The 16,302-nt window shown below is 61.0% G+C and carries 12 protein-coding genes; 5 read left to right on the top strand and 7 right to left on the bottom strand.

The window, feature by feature from the left end:
- Window positions 1-53: 53 nt before the first annotated feature.
- The 3 genes from ACTQXO_RS07520 to ACTQXO_RS07530 form a co-directional block, all read right to left on the bottom strand.
- A complete protein-coding gene (locus ACTQXO_RS07520; protein WP_441032846.1) occupies window positions 54-2,735 on the bottom strand; it encodes a DEAD/DEAH box helicase in 2,682 nt (893 codons plus the stop codon).
- A gap of 267 nt (window positions 2,736-3,002) precedes the next feature.
- Complete coding sequence (gene trmB, locus ACTQXO_RS07525; protein WP_441032843.1) at window positions 3,003-3,884, bottom strand: tRNA (guanine(46)-N(7))-methyltransferase TrmB; 882 nt, start codon at window positions 3,882-3,884, stop codon at window positions 3,003-3,005.
- Between the two features lie 119 nt (window positions 3,885-4,003).
- Window positions 4,004-4,876, bottom strand: a complete 873-nt coding sequence (locus ACTQXO_RS07530; protein WP_441545591.1) for a class I SAM-dependent methyltransferase — start codon at window positions 4,874-4,876, stop codon at window positions 4,004-4,006.
- A gap of 267 nt (window positions 4,877-5,143) precedes the next feature.
- On the opposite strand from ACTQXO_RS07530, the gene ACTQXO_RS07535 reads away from it, so the two are divergent.
- The 5 genes from ACTQXO_RS07535 (at window position 5,144) to ACTQXO_RS07555 (ending at window position 9,636) form a co-directional block, all read left to right on the top strand.
- Entirely contained in the window at window positions 5,144-5,638 is a 495-nt protein-coding gene (locus ACTQXO_RS07535) for a helix-turn-helix domain-containing protein (protein ID WP_441032837.1), read from the top strand.
- A complete protein-coding gene (locus ACTQXO_RS07540; protein ID WP_441032834.1) occupies window positions 5,614-5,859 on the top strand; it encodes a hypothetical protein in 246 nt (81 codons plus the stop codon). The genes ACTQXO_RS07535 and ACTQXO_RS07540 overlap by 25 nt, the downstream gene beginning before the upstream one ends.
- On the top strand, window positions 5,859-6,755 hold the full coding sequence (locus tag ACTQXO_RS07545; RefSeq protein ID WP_441032831.1) for a DUF4097 family beta strand repeat-containing protein: 897 nt from the start codon (window positions 5,859-5,861) through the stop codon (window positions 6,753-6,755). The genes ACTQXO_RS07540 and ACTQXO_RS07545 overlap by 1 nt, the downstream gene beginning before the upstream one ends.
- A gap of 97 nt (window positions 6,756-6,852) precedes the next feature.
- Window positions 6,853-8,760 (top strand): elongator complex protein 3, encoded by a 1,908-nt coding sequence (locus ACTQXO_RS07550; RefSeq protein ID WP_441032828.1) that lies wholly within the window; start codon window positions 6,853-6,855, stop codon window positions 8,758-8,760.
- Window positions 8,761-9,636: a spermidine synthase gene (locus ACTQXO_RS07555; protein WP_441032825.1), complete on the top strand. Its 876-nt coding sequence runs from the start codon at window positions 8,761-8,763 to the stop codon at window positions 9,634-9,636.
- A 204-nt stretch (window positions 9,637-9,840) separates the two neighbouring features.
- Here ACTQXO_RS07555 and ACTQXO_RS07560 read toward each other — a convergent pair whose 3' ends face one another.
- The 4 genes from ACTQXO_RS07560 to ACTQXO_RS07575 all read right to left on the bottom strand — a co-directional run bounded on the left by ACTQXO_RS07560 (window position 9,841) and on the right by ACTQXO_RS07575 (window position 16,258).
- Window positions 9,841-12,285: a DEAD/DEAH box helicase gene (locus tag ACTQXO_RS07560; protein WP_441032822.1), complete on the bottom strand. Its 2,445-nt coding sequence runs from the start codon at window positions 12,283-12,285 to the stop codon at window positions 9,841-9,843.
- A gap of 116 nt (window positions 12,286-12,401) precedes the next feature.
- Entirely contained in the window at window positions 12,402-13,700 is a 1,299-nt protein-coding gene (locus tag ACTQXO_RS07565) for an ATP-binding protein (RefSeq protein WP_441032819.1), read from the bottom strand.
- The gene (locus ACTQXO_RS07570) at window positions 13,693-15,453 is read right to left on the bottom strand and encodes a TerB N-terminal domain-containing protein (protein WP_441032816.1); all 1,761 of its coding nucleotides are present in this window, start codon (window positions 15,451-15,453) and stop codon (window positions 13,693-13,695) included. Before ACTQXO_RS07570 ends, ACTQXO_RS07565 begins: the two co-directional genes overlap by 8 nt.
- Before the next feature lie 88 nt (window positions 15,454-15,541).
- Window positions 15,542-16,258 carry a DUF554 domain-containing protein gene (locus ACTQXO_RS07575; RefSeq protein WP_154517132.1) on the bottom strand — a complete coding sequence of 239 codons (717 nt, stop codon included), beginning with the start codon at window positions 16,256-16,258 and terminating at the stop codon, window positions 15,542-15,544.
- Window positions 16,259-16,302: the final 44 nt, after the last annotated feature.

Here is a 16,302-nt window from a genome sequence, read left to right on the forward strand (position 1 = left end):
GCCGCTGGCGATATTGCCAACGGCCCCGCTTCGTTTCGTTCCAATATGTTCGACTAGTCCTCGAGCAGGTCTTCGATAAAGCCGACGCGGTAGTTTTTGAAGATGACTTCACCGCCGTCTTGCGTGGCGTCCAGATCGACATCGCCCATGATGCCAAAGTCGTGGTCGCCGTCCTCGTCGGCAAAGATCTGGTGCACGTGCCATACGTGCGCGGTTTTCTCGTCGGACTCATCGATGGAAAACATCGCGGCGCTGCGGGCGTCTCCGTCGGTGAGGATTTCCTCGTGCTGCTCATGGTAGGCATCGAGGGCCTTTTGCCAGCGGATCTCGCTCATGCCCCAGTCGTCGTCGAGCTCGCCCAGGTCGCGAACGTGCTCACGGGCGGCAAGGGTCACGCGGCGGAAGAGCGCATTGCGCACCAGCAGCGTGCAGCCGCGGCGGTCCGCCACGACCTCGTCGATGCCCTGTGGCGGCGCGGCATCGAGGGCTGCCGGGTTGCCGGCGTTCTCCCACTCGTCCACCAGGCTCGAGTCCACCGAGCGCACCACAAAGCCCAGCCACGAGATAATGTCGCGCAGGCGCTCGTCGCGCTTCTCGATAGGTACGGTGCGGTCGAGCGAACGGTAGGCCTCTGCCAGGTAGCGAAGCAAAATGCCCTCGGAGCGGGCGATGCCGAGCTTTTGAATGTAACCCTTAAAATCGCTCGCGCTTTCCAGCATATCGCGCAGGACACTCTTGGGAGAGAGCTGGTAGTCGTTTGCCCAGGGCACTTCCTGGCAGTACTTGTCAAAAGCGGCGTCGAGCAAATCCTCGAGCGGCTTTTCGTACGTGACGTCTTGAATGCGCTCCAAGCGTTCCTCATACTCGATGCCGTCGGCCTTCATCTCGGCCATAGCGCGATCGCGTGCGGCGCGCTCCTGTGCACGCAATACCTGCTTGGGGTCCTCGAGCGTGGCCTCGACCATCGAGATGAGGTCCATGGTATAGGTCTCACTTTCGGGGTCGAGCAGCTCCAGCGCGGCAAGCAAAAACGGCGAGAGCGGCTGGTCGAGCGCAAAGTCCTCGGGCAGGTCGACCGTCAGCGCGTAGTCGATATCCGGCGCGGCGTCAGCCGGAGCGTCGGGTGCGGGCGGCACCTCGGTGCGCACGACGACGCCGGAGTCGATGAGCGTGGCGAAGATCTCGTCGGCGCGAACCTCAAGCTTGGCCTTCTCTTCGGGGGTCTGCAGGCTTGTCTCGATGAGGTCATGTACGCGGGCTCGGGCATTGCCGCCCTGCTCGACCACACTAATCACCATAGAGTGCGTGATGCGCAGGCGTGGCTTGAGTGTTTCGGGTGGCGTCTCGATCAGGCGCTCAAAAGTTTGCTTGTTCCAGGAGACAAAGCCCTCGGGGGCCTTTTTCTTTTTAATCTTACGGAGTTTTTTGGGGTCGTCGCCCGCCTTGGCCATAAGCTTGGCATTCTCGATCTCGTGCTCAGGTGCCTCGGCGATTACCATGCCCTCGGTATCGAAGCCCGAGCGACCGGCGCGACCGGCAATTTGATGGAACTCGCGGGCGCGCAGACGACGCATTTTGTAACCATCGAACTTGGTGAGCGCAGTGAGCACCACGGTGTGGATGGGTACGTTGATGCCGACGCCGAGTGTGTCGGTGCCGCAAATGACGGGCAGTAGGCCCTGCTGCGCCAAGCGCTCGACCAGCAGGCGATAGCGCGGCAACATGCCAGCATGGTGCACGCCGACGCCGCATCCAAGCAGGCGCTTGAGAATCTTGCCAAAGGCCGTGGAGAAGCTCGTTCCCTTTGCCGCTTCTTTGATGGCTTCGCGCTGCTCCTTGCTGGCGATGCCAAAATTGGCGAGCGACTGTGCCGTCGCAAGGGCGGCATCCTGGCTAAAGTGCACGATATAGAGCGGGGCCTCGCCACGGCGCATGGCGAGCTCGACCGTGCCCTCGAGGGAGGTCGTCACATAGTCGTAGCTCAGCGGAACAGGACGCGGGGCATCGACAACCAAGTCGCAAGCAGCGCCGGTGTGCTCCTCGAGCGAGGCGGCGATGACGGTGACATCGCCGAGCGTGGCGCTCATGAGCATAAACTGCGTGTGGGGCAGGGTGAGCAGCGGTACCTGCCAGGCCCAGCCGCGGTCGGGGTCGGCAAAGTAGTGGAACTCGTCCATGGCCACGCAGCCCACGTCGGCGCCCTCGCCCTCGCGCAGCGCATCGTTGGCAAGGATTTCGGCCGTGCAGCAGATGACGGGCGCCTTGGTATTGATATGCGTATCGCCGGTGATCATGCCGACGTTATCGCGGCCGAGTACCTGTACCAGGTCGAAGAACTTTTCGCTGACCAGGGCTTTGATGGGGGCCGTGTAATAGCAGCGCTTGCCCTGAGCCATGCCCATAAAGAGCATGCCCAGCGCGACGAGCGATTTACCCGATCCGGTCGGTGTGCCTAAAATGACGTGATCGCCGGCGGCCAGGTCCATGAGGGCCTCTTCTTGGTGATCCCACAGCTCAATGCCACGGTCGCTCGTCCATTCAAAGAAGCGTTCGAAGGCCTGATCGGGCGTGAGCCATGGTTCGGGCTCGCTGCCGTCCTCGGGCTCCCACCAGGTGGGAGAGAGCGCGCCGAGCGAGCCAAACTCGGCTTCGGTTCCCGTGCCGCCCGAGAACGAGCTGGCGGCGCCGGCACCGGAGACGGTGCTGGTGGCGGTATCTGTCGTGGTCTGTGCCATGTGTTTGCTTTCTCTCGCGATTGTCCGCCAACTATTATGGCGTAGCGTCGCATCGATGCGTTCGCAGGCAAGAAAATGCAGGAAATGGGCGTTCTGCCCAGCTGTTTGGTGCAGTTGCCAGCTAAGTGAGTAGACTTTTTGCAATATCGCGACCACATGGCTTTTGCGCAAAGGCTCTACCTGCGGTTTTAGTATTGGTTATGCGGGTTGTGCTTGGCTATTGCAAAAAAGTCTACTCACTTAGATTTGAGGGTCGTTTGCTGGCGCCTATTTGCGCTTGTTTGCCGAAGCCGCGACCATCAGAGGCCCCTGGGACTCCTGCGGTAAGCGCTTCTTGCCCTTGCGGGCGCGGTTTTTAAAGTTCTCGACGGCCTCTTCCATGCCGAGGGGCACGTAGGTGAGCTCATCGAGATTGTCGGGCAGGTAGCACGCAAGGCTTTGCTCCTGCGCGCGGCCCGCCGTGAGCTGTTCGTCGCTGGGCAGCGCGTCGGGAGTGACGCAAATGCCATAGACGGCGGCACCCATCTCGCGCGTGCGGCGCTCGTATTCGGTCTCGGGATGCTCGGGATGGTCGCGGCGAACGTCGTCACTTACCCAAAGTGTGTCGTAGCCGGCCGCGGCAAACTGCCCCAGGGCGTAGTCACGCAATGGCTTGCTGTCGGTGCGCAGCGTGACGGTGGCGCCGGCTGAAAAAAGCGGGCGGTAGAGCATCAGATGGTCGACATGGACGAGTCGTTTTTTGGCGTACTTGGCCTTAGGCTGCGGCGTGGGAAAGTTGATGGTGATGGCATCGAGCTCGCCTGTGGCAAACAGCTGCGGCAACGATGCGGCGCCTCGGGGCAGGACGAGTGCGTTGGTCAGTTCCTGCTCGCAGATTTTCTGTGCGGCATAGGCGATGCAGATGGGCTCCTGGTCCATGCCGATAAAGAGCGTGTTTGGCTCGTGGGCCGCGCGCTCTACAAGGTACGTTCCCTTGCCGCAGCCAAGATCCAGGTGAAGGTGTTCGAAAGACTTGCTGCCTGCGGGCGCACAGGCCTCGCGCCAATCTCCGGCATAGATTTCAGGGTTCGTCTCAATCGCATCGGCGTAGCGCTCCAGGCGCTCTTCGAGCACAAAGTTCTTAGGCGTGCGAACGTGGACGGCTCCCATGAGGCTCCTTGGTCATAAGTATGGAACGCATAGCTGCGCGCTCCATCAATGGGTTGAAAAAAGGGTAGGCATAGCTTGCCCGAAAGATGCAGTGCGGCTCGACGGCGAGTCGTCGGCGCCTACAGGCGCTTGAGAATCACGTAGCGGTTGAGCTCGCAACTGCGACCGTCGGCATGGAAGCGCTCAAGCTCGCGTACGGGGACCTCGCCGCTCTTGTAGAACGTGCGCACGCCGCGCACCAGGTCGGTGATCTGCTGATCGTCAAAGTGATGGCAATAGCGGTAGGCGTGGCGGTCGTTTTGCCAGCCAATGAGGTGGTCGCCGGCTTCAAACTGCGCGGAATCGTAACCCTCAAACGGCGGGGTGAGCTCGGCGCGGGCCTCGGCTCGAACGGCCTTGCGCGCCATGCGCTCGTCGTTCATAAACTCCCAAAAGCTAATGGCGATGATGCCGCCCGGGCGCGTCTGGCGCACCAGGGCGTCGAGCACGCGTACGCGGTATTCGCACGACGGCACGTGGTGCATAAAGCCAAAGCAGACCGAGATATCGGCGAGCGGGGCGTCGAAAAGCACGTCGGGAGTCTCGGCGGGGTTGAGCTTCATGAGGGCGTCGAGCACGTCGAGTTCCTGGAAGTGCAGGTTGGGAATGCGCAGGGCGTGACCGTGCGCATCGATAGCCAGGTCTTGGCACGAGTCGACGCCATAGAACTCAAACGGGCAGCTGGCGTCTGCCGAGGAGTTTGCGCCGCCGACGCCCTTGGCGGCAAGTGCGCCGCCGGCGGCAAAGTTCTCGAATCGCATATTGCCGCAGGCGAGATCGAAGACGCGGACGGGATGCTCGATCCTGGCGACGTCGAGCTGCCCGAGCGCGATGTCCATGGTGCGTACCCAGCCGGGCCACGGGGCCTGACGCGTATCGGAAAAGGAGGCGGAGTGCTCGCGATAGAACGTGTTGTTGAGCTGGATGAGCGATGAGGCGAAATCGCGGTTCACGGCGCGGAACTCCCTCCGTTGGCGGTGCGGAATTAACAGTACGACCATACTACCGTTAACGCCGCAACGGGGACAACCGGGCTAGGTGCCATTGCTTTGTTTGGACACATTTCCGCAGCTCACATGCACCCGCAACCGCCGGTTGTCAAAAATCTCACTAGAATAGGTGGCATGCTTTTGGCGGTGGCGGATAGATTTTTAACTGTGCAAGGCGCCTTAAGAACAAAAACGGTCCGGCGGCACGGCTGGCATCACATAGGAGGAACCATGAATGTAGAAACTGCGCAGCGGCTCGCCGACCTTCGCCGCAGCAAAGGCTTTAGCCAAGAAGGGCTGGCGCGAAAGCTGGGGCTGTCGCGCCAGGCGGTCAGTAAATGGGAGCGCACGGAGAGCTCGCCCGATACCGAGAACCTGATCTCGCTCGCCAAACTCTATGGCGTGAGCCTGGACGAGCTCCTCAATCCGAGCGACGAGATCGAGGATGATATCGAGTTTGAGAACGAGGACCGCGCCCGTCAGCGCGAGGCCGAGGCCGCGGAGCGCGCCCGCACCCATGAGGCGGCGGCACGCGCCACCGAGGCGGCAACGCAGGCGAGTGATGCTGCGGCCAAGGCGGCACAAGCGGCAAGCTGGAGTGCGCAGGCCGCCAACGCCGCTACGGCGCAGGCGACGAGTGGCGGTACAGTTGGATCGACTCCGGCGAAGGGCCCGTTCCAGTCGTTCCCGTATTGGGCCGTGTGCTGCTACTGTTCTTTTTGCTGATGTTCCCGTTTGGCGCCGGCCCTTTTGCCGCGCTGATATTCTTTACGATTCCCATCTATCACTGGGTGGCGCGTGCGCTCGATGGCGATTGGGCGCGCGGTGATATTCAGGTTGGTCCGGCATCGGTGACGGCTAGGGCTCGGAATGTTTCCGCTGCGGTTGATACTGACGTGGCTACCGCGACCACCGCTGAGCCGATTGCCAAAGAGGGTGATGAATGATGAAGCTTTCGCATGAATCCAAGGTACGCTTGGGCGTTGGCGTCGGAGCGTTTGTGCTCATCATTGGGCTTGTCTTTGGCATTTCGCGGCTATTGGCTCATTCCGATATGGTGCGTACGACCGGTATTCTATCTGGCCATTTGTCTGATTTTGACGATATGTTTGAAGAGGACGATTCCTTGAACAGCGGTAACTATTCCGCTCGGCCTCAGCAGCTTTCGAGTGCGACCTTTGACGAAGACGCGTTCCAATCGCTCGACTTGGGTGTGACGTCGGGGACGGTCGAGGTTAAACGTGTCTCTGACGGACCGGTACGTGTCATCGAAAGCGGGCACGTTGCAAAGGGGGTGTCTGCTTCCGATGCCGCCACTCAGAATCTGGTCAAGATCGAGGGCTCTACACTCAAGATTAGCCAGTTCGACTGCGATGACGAGCGCGCCCATGACCGTAAGGTCACCATTGAACTGCCGCGTGAGCTTGCCGATAACATGATGGGTATTACGGCAAACGTGGGGTTGGGAGACCTGACGGTCGCGGACATTGCGTGCCACGACTTTGATTTGACATTGGATTCGGGAGACGTCGCGTTTGCGGGCGCCGTGACCGACACTCTGAATGCTGAGGTCAGTTTGGGCGATGCGACGTTCGAGCTCTACCAGGCCCCCGCGAAGTCGATGGACGTGAGCGTGGCCTCGGGCGATGTGGAGATGACGGTTCCGAACTCGACGGGCTTTAAGGCGAGCCTTACCGTGGGCAGCGGCGACTTCGAGAGCGATTTCCTTCCGCTTGGCTACGATGGCGAGACCATTTTGAATCATGAATTCGATAACGGCGATAAGTCTGCCACGTATCGTTTTAAGGTCGGTTCGGGCGACATGTCGTTTGATCCGGAGTGACATGCGGTTTTCGGAGATCGGTATATATAGGCGTGCTCTTTGATGGAGGCGCCGGGGCCGTGACGGGCTCCGGCGCCTTTGCCTTTACAATGGGGGCATGGAACAGATTATCTTGAACATACTTAAAGCCCTGCGTTGCGGCGAGACCGTAGACGACAAGGCGCTCGTCAAACTGATACATGCCGAGGCGCGCCGTGAGGGTGCCGACAAGCGCGATCTGGCCAAGCGCCGTCTGCTGCCGTTCTACCAGCGGGTTAAACGTGAGGATCCGGCTCGTTGGGCTACGTGGAATGTCGATTCCGATCTGGAACGTCAACTGCTGCAGGTGCTACGCATGAAGCCGCGCCGCACGGCTTCGGGCGTAGCGACCATTACCGTCATCACCAAGCCGTGGCCGTGCTCGGGCGATTGTCTGTTTTGCCCCAACGACCTGCGTATGCCCAAAAGCTATTTGCATACCGAGCCCGCGTGCGCCCGTGCGGAGCAAAATTGCTTCGATCCGTATCTGCAGGTGAGCGCTCGTCTGACCGCGCTTTCGCAGATGGGGCATGCGACCGATAAGATTGAACTCATTGTGCTTGGCGGCACCTGGAGCGACTATCCGGAAGGCTATCAGACATGGTTTATGTCGGAGCTTTTCCGTGCGCTCAATGACGATGCCGTCGCCGGCGTGGCGGCCAACCCCATGTTGGCGCGTCCGGGTATCAGCCGTGCTGAGGCGGGGCGTCTGCTCGACGATGCACCCGCCGATGCGCTGCCGCCGGTGGTAGCGGAGCGCCGCGAGCGCTATCGGGCTGCCGGCATTGCGACAGACGAGGCCGAGCTCGCTGCCGACGTTGCCGACGAGCAGGAGCGTGTGGATGCTGCCGTGGGCGACTATAACCGTGCGGTGCGTCGTCTGTACGGCCCCGGTACGCCGTGGGGCGAGGTCACCGAGTGGCAGACGGCAACGATGGAGGAGCTCGAGCGTCAGCAGCACATCAACGAGACGGCGAAGCATCGCGTGGTGGGACTCGTTATCGAGACGCGCCCCGATGCCGTAACGCCGCAGGCGCTTACGCTCATCCGCCGCCTGGGCTGCACCAAGATCCAGATGGGCATCCAGAGCCTCGACCAGTACCTGCTCGATATCAACGAGCGTCGCATTTCGGTGGGGCAAATCGAGCGGGCGTTTTCGCTTGCGCGCCTGTTTGGCTTTAAGATCCACGCGCATTTTATGCTCAACTTGCTGGGTGCCACACCCGAGGGGGACAAGCGCGACTACGAGCGCTTTATGACCGAGGGGGCCTTTATGCCCGACGAGGTCAAGGTCTACCCGTGCGCGCTCATCGAGGGCTCGCGTCTGGTGGGCTGTTACGAGCGCGGCGAGTGGCGCCCCTATACCGAGGAGGAGCTGCTCGACGTGCTAGCCGATGACATCGTGGTGACGCCGCCGTTCTGTCGCATCAGCCGCATGATCCGCGATTTTAGCTCCGACGACATTATGGTGGGCAACAAGAAGCCCAACCTGCGTCAGCTCGTCGAGAACCGCCTGGCTGCTCGGGGTGACGGTGCGACGGTGCGCGAGATTCGCTATCGCGAGATCAGCACGGCGGGTGCCGACCTGGACGAGTTGGCCCTTGACGAGGATGTGGCGTACGAGACGCCGGTGACGCACGAGCGCTTTTTGCAGTGGGTGACGCCGCAGGGCAAGATTGCGGGCTTTTTGCGCCTGTCGCTGCCCGACCATTCGTTTGTTGCCGCGCATGCGGACGAGTTGCCGACGACGCCGGACGAGGCGATGATTCGCGAGGTGCACGTGTACGGCATGGCGGCGCGCGTGGGCGACCAGGGCCAGGCGGCGCAGCATCACGGGTTGGGGCGTTTGCTCGTAGAGCGTGCGTGCGAGATTGCCCGGGATGCGGGTTATGCGCGCATCAACGTGATCAGCGCGATTGGCACGCGCGAGTACTATCGCCATCTTGGATTTTATGACCATGGCCTTTATCTGCAAAAGGAGCTCTAGATGAACAAGCCGAGTGTTTCTGCCGGCGTTGTTGCCGGCGTTGCTCTGGGAGCCGCGGCGCTGGGCGCGGCTGCCGTCGCTGTTCGCGCTGCCTGCCTGCAGGTTGCGCGAACCCGCAATGGGTTGACGCGCGTGAAACGCGTGCACGATGAGGGCGGCGATGAAGTCCGCGTATTGGTGCAAGGCGGTGTCTACCAAAGCGCGAGTTACGTCGGCGAGCGCTGGGCGGAGCCCGTCTTTGCGTATTATCGCGCGTTTGACGACGTGTTTGAGGCCGAGGATGCGATGCGTGACGTTTATGGTCACGGTATCAGCCGTATGCTTATGCTAGGTGGCGGCGGGTTTGCCTATCCCAAATTTGCGCTGATGTCGCACGAGGGCCTGCGCATGGACGTTATCGAGTATGACGGAGAGATTACGCGCCTGGCGCGCCGCTGGTTCTACCTAGACGAGCTAGGGCGCGCGGCAGGCGATCGCCTGCGGGTGATAACCGCTGAGGCTCGCTCGTATCTGGGCGTGACGAGTGTGGGCCATCGTCGCTACGACGTGGTCGTGAGCGATTGCTTTGGCGGTGCCGAGCCCGTACGCGAGCTGGCGACGGTTGAGGCGTTGCGTTTAGTGCGGGGCAGCCTGAACCCCGGGGGTATCTACGTTGCCAATATCGTGAGCGCAAACGAGGGGAGCGATGTAACGTTTCTGCGCGACTGCGCTGCCACGGCACTCGAGATATTCGCCTACGCCTGGGTGGTCCCCTGTGGCGATACAGAGTTCGGCGGCGAGGAAAACTACCTGCTCATCGCCAGCGACGGGAACTATGCCTTTGCCGAAGCCGTGCCCTTTGACGCCGACTTCCTCGGCACCGTCCTTCACGACTAGCGCGTCTTTCTGCGACCAGTCTTTCTGGGACGGGGCTTTTTAGCTGCTTTCGGATGCCGGCTCGCTCCACATCGGGAGCAGTCAATTTGGGACGGGGCTATTTTAGCTATCCCTGCCACTAATCGGCCAAACCTTTCGCTTTACCTGCAAGGGCAGCTAAAATAGCCCCGTCCCAAATTGACTGCTCATATAGTCAGCCCCGTTTTATACGTGGTCGCGCCAGCTGCGGACACGCTGCTTCATGCCATCTATGTCGAGCACGCCTTCGGCAAAGCCCTTACGCACGAGCTCTTCGGGAACGAACTCATCGTAACGATCAAAGTAAGGCACCTCGCCGGGATAGACGAGCTCGATGGGATCGAAGTCCTTCTCGGCCTCGGCGGCGAGTACCTCAAAGAACGTCTCTTCGTCGGCCTTCATCTTAAACTGCATAAAGTACGGGCGCGACGGGTCGAGTCCGCGAAGGCCCAGCTCCGCGGCACATTTAATCTTGAGCATGCGCTCGAGCGCCAAAAAGGCATAGCTGCCCAGCCAGGGGAAGAGCACCCAGGTGTCGCCGCCCAGGTTAATGAGTGGCCTAGTGCCCGCACCCGAAATCTCGGCCGTATGGCGAGCCTGCGCCAGACGGGCTCGCGCGTTGCCCATAAGGTACGGATACGCGGCATGTTCGTTGAGCGCTTTACGCATGCGCTCGAGTACATGCGTGTTGATGTCGCCGGGGCAGTCGCCAAAGTAAGCCGGTACACGGCCCTTGACCTGCGTGGCAAAGACGGTATGGCGCTTCCAGTCCACTTCCTCGACAATCCAGCAGTGCCCGGCGATGGCTATGCGTTCACCGGGCGGTGGGGGATTGACGATCGTGCCCAGCTCGGCCGACTCGCTGCGGACGGTGAACTCCTCGTTTTCCTGGAACACGGCGTAGAACTTAAAATTGTTGATGATGCGCTCGCCCGCGAGGCCCACGATGAGTCCGCCGCCCTCGGTGACCTGGATATGGTCGATCTTAATGAGGTGACGCAGCAGCACGCGATAGTCATCGGCTGAGACGCGGTGGAAATAACTGAGCGTGAGCACGCGCTGGGCAAGTTCTGCCGGCGTGAGCTCTCCGGTGCTGGCAAGCGTCGACATAGTCTGGTGATAGAGCAGACTGTAGGGGAGTCGATCGAGCTCGGGCGGCTCGACCCACTTTTCCTCGCGATAGAGTTGTACGAGTGCGATGCCCTGCAGGAGCTTCCACGGAATGGTTTCGGGCATCATCGTGCGCGGCTCGGGCTCTTCCTCGCGCATGACAAACCACATCTCGGGCGGAAGGTCGCGGCGTCCCGTGCGGCCCATTCGCTGCAAAAAGGAACTGACGGTAAATGGCGCATCGATCTGAAATGCACGCTCCAGACGGCCGATATCAATGCCAAGCTCAAGCGTAGAGGTGGTGACGGTCGTCTGTGCCTGCTCCTCATCGCGCATGAGCTCTTCTGCCGTCTCGCGCAACGATGCCGAAAGATTGCCGTGATGGATGAGGAAACGGTCAGGCTCGTGTCGGCTCTCGCAGTAGCTGCGCAGCATGGAACATACGGCCTCTGCCTCCTCGCGCGAGTTGGCAAAGACCAGACACTTGCGCCCGCGGGTGTGTTCGAAGATATAGCCCATGCCGGGATCGGCGTTGTCGGGTGCGGTGTCGGTGGGGTTGAGGAGCGCTTGCTCGGCGGCCCGGGGAATGTCGACTTCGCCCTCGGGGGCCGAGGAAGTTTGGCGGTCCTTGGGAGCGGCCTTGCCCCGTGCTCGCTCACGACGTTGACGGCGCTCCTCCTGTGTGGGCTGTCCGCTGCGGCTCGTGCCTTGGGTGTCGGCCGGCAGCGCCGTGGGTGCCGCTGCCTCAATGCGCTCGGAGGCAAGCACTTCGGCCTCTTGAGGACCCATGCTCTCGAATCCCCGCTGCTGTGCCTGGGGACCTGAGTTGTAGAAGTGCTCCATGGAGATGCGCCATACGCGGCGCGGTTCCTCAAAACGAGGGATAACGCAGTCACGTCCCGTTCCCTGTGAGAGAAAAGCGCCCGTGCGCTCGGGGTCGCCGATGGTGGCCGAAAGGCCAATGCGTCGAGGCTGCACGCCGGCCATGCGCGAGAGTCGCTCGATAAGGCAGAGCGTCTGCCCGCCACGGTCGCCGCGCATGAGCGAGTGGACCTCGTCGATGACCACATAGCGCAGGTCGCAAAACATGCGCGGGATCGCCATGTGCTTATGGATCAGGAGCGCCTCGAGTGACTCGGGCGTAATCTGCAAGATGCCGCTCGGCTTTTTGATGAGCTTAGCCTTGTGCGACTGCGAGACATCGCCATGCCAGTGCCAGACAGGGATATCGGCCTCTTCGCAGAGGTCATTAAGGCGGACGAACTGATCATTGATGAGCGCCTTGAGGGGGCCGATGTAGAGGGCACCCACGCTCGCGGGCGGCTTCTCCCAAAACTCGGTCAGGATGGGAAAGAAGGCCGCCTCGGTTTTGCCGGAAGCCGTGGATGCCGTCAGGAGCACATTGTCTTGTGTGTTAAAGATGGCATCTGCCGCCGCAACCTGAATGGAGCGGAGACTCTCCCAATCGTGGGAGTAGATGAAGTCTTGGATAAACGGGGCGTAGCGGTCAAAGGCGTTCACGGGGCCTCCTTTCAAAAGCGAATCTCTCAACGCGGCGGGCAGTGGCTTGCTGCATGACTGCTTCAATGTTTGCCCAGATAAAACCTGCCAAAATAAACCTGTCCCTTTTTGGCAGGTTAGATGGCGAATTCGGCGAAGTTGCGGTCGGCGCCTGCGGTGCCGGTGTCGTCTGTTGCGGCTGCTGGCGCGTCACCGCCGACGCTTTGCAGCAGCTCGGCCACGTTGGCGTCGGGGTTTTGGCATAGGATGTCGAGCAGCTCGATAAAGTCACGAATGACTTCGCGCGGCGTCAGATGCGTGTCGGTTCCCACGCGACCGAACTCAATCTTGAGGAAGTCCACCAGGTCGCTCTCGGTAAGCGTGGGCGTCCAGCCAAAGTAGCCGGCGTGAATTTGCATGAGTTTTTCGATCAGCACCAGCAACTCTTCGTAGGTGAGTGTCTGCAGACGGATGATGGGCGCGAGCATGTCCTTAAGGTCCTCGCGTGCAAAGCGGCCCTGAGCGAGTCGGCTGCGCAGGGCCTCGTAGGAGAACACACCGCGGCGGCGGTCTTCGATGGAGGTTGGCGTGCCGCCCATGATCATGCCCAGGTACTGCGCCTTGCCCTGGAGCGTGTCGTTGTACATGGTCAGGATCTTCTCGTAGTTGTATTGGCGCGTGATCGCGTTGGGAATCTTATACAGATTCACGAGTTCGTCGATGAGCACCAGCATGCCCTTGTAGCCGCTGCAGACCAAAAAGCGCGCAATGAGTTTAACGTAGTCGTACCAGTCGTCATCGCTGATGATGGTCGAGGAACCCAGTTCGGCGCGAGCCTCGCTCTTGGTGCGGTATTCGCCGCGGATCCATTTGGTTATGCGGCTCATGGCCTCTTCATCGCCCTCGGATACGGCCGTGCGGTAGCGGCGGAGCATGCGGGCGAAGTCGAAGCCGTGGACCATCTCCTCGAGCGGGGCCAGTTGGGCATTGACGACCGACTCGTCGACGTCGGCACACGAGGCGACCCAGCGATCCAGAATAAGGTTGAGCGCACCGCCCTCGGGGCGCGTCTTGGTCGATATGTTGCGGATGAGCTCACGGTAGGTGGCAAGGCCCTGCCCCTGACCGCCCTGCAGGCGGCGCTCGGGCGACAGGTCGGCATCGGCGACGACGAACCCCTCGCCCATGGCGTGCGTGCGGATGGTCTGGAGCAAAAAGCTCTTGCCTGCGCCGTAGCGACCGACCAGAAACCGGAAGCTCGCGCCACCGTCGGCGATGAGACTCAAATCGGTGAGCAGGGCGCGGATCTCGACCTCGCGCCCTACGGTGATATAGGGAAGGCCGATGCGCGGGACCACACCGCCCTTGAGTGAGTTGAGAATGACGGCAGCGACGCGCTTGGGCACGCGGGGTGCTGCGGATGCGGTATCACTCATGGTCTAGGTATCCTCTCACGTCTGCTTCGTAATCCTCGATAATTTGCGGTCCTGCCGCGCCGAACTCGATAACGGTGTCTCCCACCAGGTCAAAGAGCGTCTCGTTGATGCTGTCGACGAGCATATCCTCGCTCTGGCCCGACCTCTCCACTGCCGATGTCGCTTGCGCTGTGTTTTGCTCGAGGAGCGCGCGAAGAAAGGCATCTTCGGCGGGCGCGAGTTTGTTCGTAGCTTCGGCAGACGCGGGCGTTACGGGTGCGGGCGCAGACACGAGGAGCGGTGCCATGACGCCAAACTCTTCGGCGGAGACAGTCGGCTCGTCGGGTTCGTCTTGCTGTATGGTCATCTCGCCAGGTTCGGCAGTCATGCCGGGCGCAGACTCGCTGCCCGGCTGCTCGATAAACGTTGCCTCGGCTTCCACGGGCGTGCCGTCCTCGCGCTCCTCATCAATCAAAAGCGCTTCACGCGTTTGCGCGGCGGCGCTCCGAATGTGCCCCAGCTGGCTCAAATCGATATCGATCTTGACGGGCTGGTGTGCGGCATCCCACGAAAGCCATGCCACGATCTCGTCATCGATGATTTTGGCCAGATATTTGGGGACCTTCTCCTCCTTTAGGGGGTGGGCGGGGGCTAGGGCCAGGCGCAGACGTTGGTCGCAGGCGCGCATCATTTCACCAAGCTTGCTGCTCTTTTGCCTGCTGCCGTGAATTCGCATGCATTCCCAAAAACCGTTTTGGCAGCGGTAGATATGGATGGGGTCAAGACGGTATTCGCAGTCCTCGTGGCGCTCGGGCGCAAAGAACACGGCCGAGGCAAACATGGTATAGGGCATGGCCGTCTCCTCCCCAAACAAGCTCGCCACGATACCGGTCTTTCGGTGCGTGTCATAGTAGCGCGCCATGCGGACGTACACGGCACATGCCACGTGGCGTAGGTCGCGATGGTGGCTGCGATCGAGTCTAGAGTTATCGAGGTTATACGTGGAGAGGGCGTTGATGGCGGCCATGAGTCGCTCCTCGCCCGCCTCGTCGGGCGGGAGGGGGAGCGTAGGCTCGGAGGTCTTGCGACGCGCAGGCGCCAGGTCCGGCGGCGTCGGTGCAGGTGCAAGGTCTCGAGCCGCGCGCCGCAGCTCGATAAGGGCGTTATCGAACATGACGGTTTTAGAATCGCGAAGCAGTTTGGGGTCGAGCCCGTGGAAAACGGCGTAATCTTGCAACCACACGCGTGCAAACCGGTCGATGCCGGGCTCGAAGGCACGATAGGCGTTCCAAAAGGCCTTGATCTTGCTAAAGCCATCGAGTGGGTCATCTACGCCAATGCCGCAGATCAGCTCATAGAGATACAGGAAGGCAAAGGACGTAGACGTTTCCTCGACAGTTCCGCGGCGCACTTGGGCACGCCAGGTAAAGTAGCCGCGCAACTGTCGATCGCTCATGGCATTGTAGGTGGGAAAGTACGACTTAAAGGTGCCGTTGTAGGGACAATCGTCCTCGAAGTCGGCCATCAGCAGGCCTTGGCGGTAAAAGAGCTCTGCCTCCGATAGCCAACGTCCCGCGCCGCCTTTGGGATCATCTTGCCAGCGCGATATCTCGCGCATCTTGCGGTACTGGTCGGGGAGGAAGTTCTGCATCTGTCGACCGGTCTTGAGAATCGGCTCGTCAGCATAGATTTCGTTTGAGAAGCGGGCGGACTGATGGGTCCGGGCCTCGGCCATAATGCGCTCGATGAGCATCTTGACGTCCTGGTCGGCCACCGCTTCTCCTCTCCTAACGCAGCTTCGGTGACCTCATATCATAGCACAGCATCAAACAGGTGTTCGAGAAACCGCTACGTAGATAGATTTAGAACAAGAGGGCGTAGATGACCGCCACGACGACGGAGGGGAGCATGTTGGCCGTGCGGAAGGTCTGAGGTCGAATAAGGTTAACCCCAACACAGAAGATGAGCATAGAGCCCACAAGCGAAAGGCTGTCGAGGGCTGCGGTGGTCATGATGGGGGAGAGTGCGCCGGCAAAAAGCGTGATCGTGCCCTGGAATACGGCAACGGGCAGGGCCGAGAAGATGCAGCCGCGGCCAAGCGAGGCCGTCATGGTGCAGACGATGATGCAGTCCAGCGCGCCCTTCAGGGCAAGCGTGGACCAGTCGCCGAGCAGACCGTCCTGAATCGATCCTACGATGGCCATGGCACCGATACACACGGTGAGCGATGCCGAGACAAAGGCGTTGGTGAACTCGTTGTCGCCTTCGCTGCCGGTTTTGCGCTTGAGCCATTCGCCGAGGTTCTCGATGGCGGCCTCCAGGTTGATGGCCTCGCCGATGAGCGAACCGAGGGCAAATGAGACGATAAGCATGGTGGTGCCGGTGGTCGCCAACGCCTCTCCATCGATAACGAGCATCTTTTGCATGGTGCCGCCCAGGCCGATAAACAGAACACACAACCCCGACGCCTTCATGAGCGTGTCTTGGATGCGAGGCGTAATGAAGCGCCCACCCATAAGGCCAAGCAGACCGCCCGCGATCAAAAGCGCGACGTTGATGATCGTTCCTAAACCCGGCATGGACCCTCCTGTAATTGATGCCAACGCGGCAATCGTAGCAGAAC

Source organism: Collinsella sp. LCP19S3_D5, from assembly GCF_052121415.1.
Classification (GTDB): domain Bacteria; phylum Actinomycetota; class Coriobacteriia; order Coriobacteriales; family Coriobacteriaceae; genus Collinsella.

Coding starts and splice junctions, on each gene's coding strand:
- ACTQXO_RS07520 (WP_441032846.1), bottom strand. CDS start 2,735: ATGGCACAGACCACGACAGATACCGCCACCAGCACCGTCTCCGGTGCC.
- trmB (WP_441032843.1), bottom strand. CDS start 3,884: ATGGGAGCCGTCCACGTTCGCACGCCTAAGAACTTTGTGCTCGAAGAG.
- ACTQXO_RS07535 (WP_441032837.1), top strand. CDS start 5,144: ATGAATGTAGAAACTGCGCAGCGGCTCGCCGACCTTCGCCGCAGCAAA.
- ACTQXO_RS07545 (WP_441032831.1), top strand. CDS start 5,859: ATGAAGCTTTCGCATGAATCCAAGGTACGCTTGGGCGTTGGCGTCGGA.
- ACTQXO_RS07550 (WP_441032828.1), top strand. CDS start 6,853: ATGGAACAGATTATCTTGAACATACTTAAAGCCCTGCGTTGCGGCGAG.
- ACTQXO_RS07555 (WP_441032825.1), top strand. CDS start 8,761: ATGAACAAGCCGAGTGTTTCTGCCGGCGTTGTTGCCGGCGTTGCTCTG.
- ACTQXO_RS07565 (WP_441032819.1), bottom strand. CDS start 13,700: ATGAGTGATACCGCATCCGCAGCACCCCGCGTGCCCAAGCGCGTCGCT.
- ACTQXO_RS07575 (WP_154517132.1), bottom strand. CDS start 16,258: ATGCCGGGTTTAGGAACGATCATCAACGTCGCGCTTTTGATCGCGGGC.